The organism is Nitrospirae bacterium CG2_30_53_67, assembly GCA_001873285.1.
Lineage (GTDB): Bacteria > CG2-30-53-67 > CG2-30-53-67 > CG2-30-53-67 > CG2-30-53-67 > CG2-30-53-67.
Genome location: MNYV01000127.1, coordinates 1 through 5,989, shown reverse-complemented (window position 1 = coordinate 5,989; position 5,989 = coordinate 1). Strand labels below are relative to the sequence as shown.

Below are 5,989 nucleotides of genomic sequence, written 5' to 3'. Positions count from 1 at the left end.
ACCCCTCACGAGGACGACCCGTTTCCTGGAGGAGATGAAGTATTTCATCACGGACCAGGCCGAGGGTGAACAGTGGTTGAATCTGCTCGATCAGGAAGGGAGCCTGGCCGTCAACAAGGAGATCGAGAACCTGCCGGATGCGGCCTTGGCTCCATGGCTGCACGGGCTGAAGAGCGGGCCCGGGATCGGTGAGCCGTCGTCCCAGGACCTTCGAGAATCTTTAAAGGCCGATGCCCATGAATGCGCCCAGGCGCTCCTGAGTCATGCAAAAAAGAACGTCGGATGGAGTACGCTCGCCCTGAATTCGGAGGAGATCCCTTCGGAATACCGGAGAGCAAGAAAGGTCCTGGGACTTTATCCCCTGTTTACAATTCCTATCGGATTAGGGATCGCAAACTACAAGGCCAAGGTCTCAAGACAGTATGCCGTCCCCATCGAAGATCTTGAGCCCCGTGGAACCCTGACCCTTTTTTCTCCCGGTATATCTCAGATGCCGGATCTCAATGGGAACACGGTTGAGGGCCTGCTTTTAAAGGCATCTCAAAATCCTCTCGGAATTCCACTGCTCAGCGATCAGGAGCTGAAGTGGATTGCAGAGCGCTATGCCCCGGTGCTGGAACAGGATGTGACAGGGGACTATGACCTCCCGGGTATCGTGGTCTGGCAAGGTCCGCACATGGCCGTGGACACGGAGCGCCCCGCAGTCTATTATTATGCGACCCATGCCATACTGAGAGGAAGTCCCCTTCTCCAGTTGAACTATGTAATCTGGTACAAACAAAGACCCAGGACCGGCCTGCTCGATATTGAGTCAGGCAGGATCCACGGCATGAACCTGAGGATCACGCTTCTTCCGGCAGGGGAGCCGGCCATGGTCGACGTGATCCACAACTGCGGATGTTATCACTTCTTCTTTCCCTCGGAAAAGATTTTCAGGGGACCCAAGACCGAACTGTTCCGGGAAGATGCCTTTGTCCCTCAGTGGCTCCCTCCGTATGAGCCTGGATCCAGGCTCTCCGTCCGGATCGGAACCCGAAGGCACTGGGTGGAACGCATTCACTACACCGGCTTTTCGGCCGGCACCCCTATCACCTATACCCTTCTCCCTTACGACGTCCTGGAATCTCTTCCGAGGGACAGCGGACGGAATGAGAGCATATTCAGCCCCGAGGGGATCGTGAAAGGGGAGACGGAAAGGCCCGAGCGTTTTCTTTTCTTTCCGGCAGGGATTCCTGATATCGGCAGCATGCGGCAAAGGGGACATCATGGGACCGCCCTGATCGGCGAGAGAACGTTCGATGACCCGCGGCTTTTCGAAGAATTCTTTTTCCTCCGGAAATAGCTCTTTCCGGGCATTTCACCTGTATTTTCAGGGCTGGATTTTTCCTTTATTGACATTTATAAACGGTCTTGGTAATTTATGCCCGTGGAAGGTTTGCTTGCGTCCTAAACGTTCCCATTCAAAACGCTGATCCCATGCCGGTGCCGTATTTCCCGGTATATTCCGGCTATAACCTTTCCTGAGGAGAAACATGATGGAAAACCGTATCTATCTCAAACAAAGCGAAATGCCGACCCAATGGTACAATGTGATCCCGGACCTTCCAGGCCCCCCGGCGCCGGTCCTTCACCCGGCGACATTGCAGCCGGTCTCACCGGGTGATCTGACTCCCCTCTTTCCCATGGGGCTCATCGAACAGGAAGTGAGCGGCGAACGCTGGATCAAGATCCCGGATGAGGTGATGAAGATTTATTCTATCTGGAGGCCGACACCGCTGGTTCGGGCAACGCGGCTCGAAAAGCTCCTCGACACCCCGGCCCATATCTATTACAAGAACGAGAGCGTCTCACCGGCCGGAAGCCATAAGCCCAATACCGCGGTCGCTCAGGCCTATTACAACAAGAAGGAAGGGACCAAACGGATAGTCACCGAAACCGGGGCGGGCCAGTGGGGATCGGCCATGGCCATGGCCTGCAACTTTTTTAATATCGAGCTGCAGGTCTACATGGTCAAGGTCAGCTACAACCAGAAACCCTATCGCCGTTCGCTCATGCATGTCTGGGGCGCCAAGGTCTTTGCCAGCCCTTCGGACCAGACCAACTACGGCCGGGAACTGCTGAAAAAGGACCCGGACAATCCCGGGAGCCTCGGCATCGCCATCAGCGAGGCCGTAGAGAAGGCGGCCACCGACCCTGATGCCCATTATTCCCTGGGGAGCGTGCTCAATCACGTCTGCATGCACCAGACCATCCTCGGCCTCGAAGCTAAAAAGCAGATGGAGATCGCCGGCGAGTACCCGGACGTGGTCATCGGCTGTGTGGGGGGCGGTTCCAACTTCTCCGGCCTCTCTTTCCCCTTTGTGCCGGACAAGGCGGCAGGCAAGAAGGTGCGGCTCCTTGGCGTAGAACCCGCAAGCTGCCCCACCCTCACCAAAGGCCCCTATACCTTTGACTATGGAGATACCGCAAGGATGGCCCCGGTCGTCAAGATGCATACCCTCGGGCACGACTTTGTCCCGCCGGGCATTCATGCCGGAGGTCTCCGCTACCACGGGGACGCCCCGCTCCTCTGCCAGCTTGTGCATGCCGGTGTGATCGAGGCCAGGGCCTACCCGCAGCTCACCTGTTTTGAGGCGGCGCTCATGTTCGCCCGATCCGAGGGGACCATCCCCGCCCCGGAGACCTCGCATGCCATCCGCGCCGCCATCGACGAGGCGCTCGAGGCCAAAAAACGCAAAGAAAAACGGGTCATCCTGTTCAACTTCTCCGGACACGGGCACTTCGACATGAGCGCCTATGATGACTACCTCTCCGGCAAACTCACGGACTGCGCTTATCCGGAGGCCAAGATCAAGGCCGCCCTTGCGAACCTGCCGAAGGTCAAACCGTAAGTCATGGCCGGCTGTCATCTAGGGAAAGCCCCTTTCTCGACACAGAGGGGCTTCCCGTTTCTTGGCATCCCTGAAATGAGGACGTTTGATGAAGAGAAAATGCAAGAAGTCCGTTAACGAAGACCGTGAACTGCTCCGCACCCCGCCATTGAAAGAGAGGGAGGACTTTACGAAAAAGGATCCCTGGAGGGCCCTCCGGATCCTGGGCGAGGTGGTGGAAGGTTTCGAGAACCTACACGAGATCCACGGCGCCGTGGCCATCTTCGGCTCCGCCCGGACAGAGGAGACACACCGCTATTACCAGGCCGCACGCGAGACCGCTCGTCTCCTCTCGGAGAAGGGCTATCCCATCATCACCGGCGGCGGCCCGGGCATCATGGCCGCGGCCAACCAGGGGGCGCAGGAAGGGGGCGGCATCTCCGTAGGATGCAACATTGAACTCTCCTTTGAGCAGACCCCGAACCCCTTCCAGGACATCTCCCTGGAGTTCAGATACTTTTTCGTCCGCAAACTCATGTTCGTAAAATATTCCACCGCCTTTGTCATCTTTCCCGGGGGCTTCGGGACCCTGGATGAGCTCTTCGAATCCCTGACCCTCGCCCAGACCGACAAGATCGATCACTTCCCCATCGTCCTCTATGATCCCGGATACTGGGAGCCGATCCTTGAATTCTTCAGGAAGACCATGCTTACTGAGAAATGCATCTCTCCCAAGGATCTGGACCTGCTCCAGGTCTGCAAAACCCCTGAGGAAATCGTCTGTCACATCGTGGAGTTTACGAATAACCATGTCCATCCCCAATAGACCCGGAGGGAACCGCCCATTTGCCAAAACAGACAATGACGATTATACTCCATAGACAGGGGTCAAGAATTCCAGCCGTCAGTATTTCACTTGAACCCTTGACCCCTTGAATCCTATAACCCTATGGTTCTTCAACCTTCAAACCCTTTTTACCCACTATATGGGAGAAGAACCAACTTTATTAATCAACAATCAGGAGGATGAGATGACACAGGAACTTGCTTACGGACTACAGGTGGGACAGACGGTTCCGGACTTTGCCCTGGAGACTTATGATCCGGAACGGTCCGACTTCGGAAAAACCTCCCTTAACGCGCTGGAAAAAGCCGGGAAATGGACCATCCTTTTTTTCTATCCGGCGGACTTCACCTTTGTTTGAGCCACGGAAATGGCTGATCTGGCAGATCGGCAGAATGAATTCAAAAAACTGGGCGCCGAGTTAATCACGGTCAGTACCGATACCAAGTTCGTGCACATGGCCTGGCAGCGCGATGAGAAGCTCCTGGAGAAGGTGAAATTTTCCATGGGGTCCGACCCTACCGGCGCCGTTTCAAAGCTGTTCGGCATCTATGACCCCGCCTCAGGTCTGGCCCTCCGGGGAACCTATATCATCAACCCCGAGGGGAAACTCATGGCCTCGGAGGTCAATTTCTACAACATGGGGAGGAACGTGGATGAACTTCTTAGAAAACTCAAGGCCAACATCCACCTGGCCAAACACCCCGATGAGGCCTGTCCCGCACGATGGATCGAAGGGGCCAAGACCCTCAAGCCCTCGGCCAAGATGGTCGGGAAGGTTTACGAGGCACTGAAGTAGCGCAAATACCGGGGCATTTGAGAAGCTTATTGCAAATCAGAGAATCATGAAAGACATTGGAGAGAGGTTTCAGCAGGAGACCAAGTACGACCCCGGAAAGATCGGCGGTCATTCCCTGGACTTTCGCCGTCGGCCTGAACCCTTCAAGTATTACGAGGACCCCCTATCGGTCATGACCCTCCCCAAACCCGACCTCTCAGGGGAACCGGGTTTGTGGAGCCTTCTGCTTCAGAGAAGATCGAGGAGGAATTTTGACGATAGCAGGCCTCTCGGACTTGAACTGCTCTCCTCCCTGTTGTGGGCGGCGCAGGGGATCACGTCCGGCCATGGGAACCATCTGTTCAGAACCGCGCCATCGGCAGGGGCCTTATATCCCGTAGAGACTTACCTTTCTGTCAGGGCCGTTGAAGGCCTCGAACACGGTCTCTATCACTTCAGGCCCAGGCACTTTGACCTTGAGTTTCTTCAGCGGGGGGATCTCTCCAAGGAATTTGCCAAGGCCGCCCTGGGCCAAACCATGGTCATGAAGGCGCAGGTTACCTTCCTCTGGTCCGCCCTTGTCGAACGGGCCAAGTGGAAATACGAGCAAAGGGCATACCGGTACATCTATCTCGACGCCGGTCACATCGCCCAGAATCTCTACCTGGCCGGCGAAGCGCTGGACCTCGGGGTCTGCGCCATTGCGGCCTTTTTTGATGATGAAGTGAACCGACTGATCGGCCTCGACGGTATCGAGGAGACGATCCTCTACATGGCTGCCGTGGGCTGGACGAAAAAATAATTCACTTGCCGTACCCACAAGAAAAAATCCACCTGAAATCCGAAAAAACATAAAAACATAAAAATCTCCCTTGACAAGAATGGATAAGGCGTCTATATTGTGCATATGCACAATATGAAAGGGCCAACCCATGTCCCCGAGATATAAGAAACCCAGATCCTGCGGCTGTCAATGGCGTGGAAGGTCATTCAAGCCCACAGGGATCCCCATGACGGACGTCGAACGGATACCCCTTTACAAGGATGAGCTGGAGTCCTTGAAACTGTGCGACCTGGACGGTCTGACACAGGAAGAGGCAGGGGAAAGGATGGGGATATCCAGGGGCACGGTGCAGAGAATCCTCTCCAGCGCAAGGAAAAAGTCGGCCATGGCCCTCTCCCAAGGCAAGGCCCTTGTATTTGAAGAACCCATTTACATGAAAGGAGAACTAAAATGAAACTTTGTTTCCCCGTGAAAAAGTCCGACGCCTTTGAAAGCGAGGTCTACGGTCACTTCGGTTCCGCCCCCGCATTTGTGGTGGTGGATCCCGAGAGCCGGGATGTCTCAACCGTTTACAACGCCGACCAGCATCATGCCCACGGCATGTGCGAACCGCTCAGGGCCCTCGATGGACAGCACGTAGACGGCGTGGTGGTCGGGGGGATCGGCCAGGGCGCACTCATGAAACTCGCGCAGGCCGGCATCGCCGTTTACCA

General features: G+C 55.8%; 6 protein-coding genes and 1 pseudogene. All 7 read left to right on the top strand.

Annotated elements, in window-relative coordinates; translation table 11 throughout:
* The first annotated feature begins 34 nt into the window (after window positions 1-34).
* Window positions 35-1,342, top strand: a complete 1,308-nt coding sequence (locus AUK29_08025; protein OIP62656.1) for a hypothetical protein — start codon at window positions 35-37, stop codon at window positions 1,340-1,342.
* A gap of 193 nt (window positions 1,343-1,535) precedes the next feature.
* Window positions 1,536-2,891 carry a TrpB-like pyridoxal-phosphate dependent enzyme gene (locus tag AUK29_08020; protein OIP62655.1) on the top strand — a complete coding sequence of 452 codons (1,356 nt, stop codon included), beginning with the start codon at window positions 1,536-1,538 and terminating at the stop codon, window positions 2,889-2,891.
* An 88-nt stretch (window positions 2,892-2,979) separates the two neighbouring features.
* A complete protein-coding gene (locus AUK29_08015) occupies window positions 2,980-3,696 on the top strand; it encodes a Rossman fold protein, TIGR00730 family (protein ID OIP62654.1) in 717 nt (238 codons plus the stop codon).
* 205 nt (window positions 3,697-3,901) lie between these two features.
* Window positions 3,902-4,513: pseudogene (locus AUK29_08010) on the top strand (peroxiredoxin).
* 46 nt (window positions 4,514-4,559) lie between these two features.
* Window positions 4,560-5,294, top strand: a complete 735-nt coding sequence (locus AUK29_08005) for a hypothetical protein (protein OIP62653.1) — start codon at window positions 4,560-4,562, stop codon at window positions 5,292-5,294.
* Window positions 5,295-5,424: 130 nt separating this feature from the next.
* Window positions 5,425-5,730, top strand: a complete 306-nt coding sequence (locus AUK29_08000) for a DNA-binding protein (protein ID OIP62652.1) — start codon at window positions 5,425-5,427, stop codon at window positions 5,728-5,730.
* Window positions 5,727-5,989: diguanylate cyclase (locus tag AUK29_07995; protein ID OIP62651.1), on the top strand; the 263-nt coding region annotated here is incomplete at its 3' end. The genes AUK29_08000 and AUK29_07995, both read left to right, overlap by 4 nt.

Excerpts from the sequence above, each read along its gene's own strand:
- AUK29_08025 (OIP62656.1), top strand. The coding sequence starts at position 35 with ATGAAGTATTTCATCACGGACCAGGCCGAGGGTGAACAGTGGTTGAAT.
- AUK29_08020 (OIP62655.1), top strand. The coding sequence starts at position 1,536 with ATGGAAAACCGTATCTATCTCAAACAAAGCGAAATGCCGACCCAATGG.
- AUK29_08015 (OIP62654.1), top strand. The coding sequence starts at position 2,980 with ATGAAGAGAAAATGCAAGAAGTCCGTTAACGAAGACCGTGAACTGCTC.
- AUK29_08005 (OIP62653.1), top strand. The coding sequence starts at position 4,560 with ATGAAAGACATTGGAGAGAGGTTTCAGCAGGAGACCAAGTACGACCCC.
- AUK29_08000 (OIP62652.1), top strand. The coding sequence starts at position 5,425 with ATGTCCCCGAGATATAAGAAACCCAGATCCTGCGGCTGTCAATGGCGT.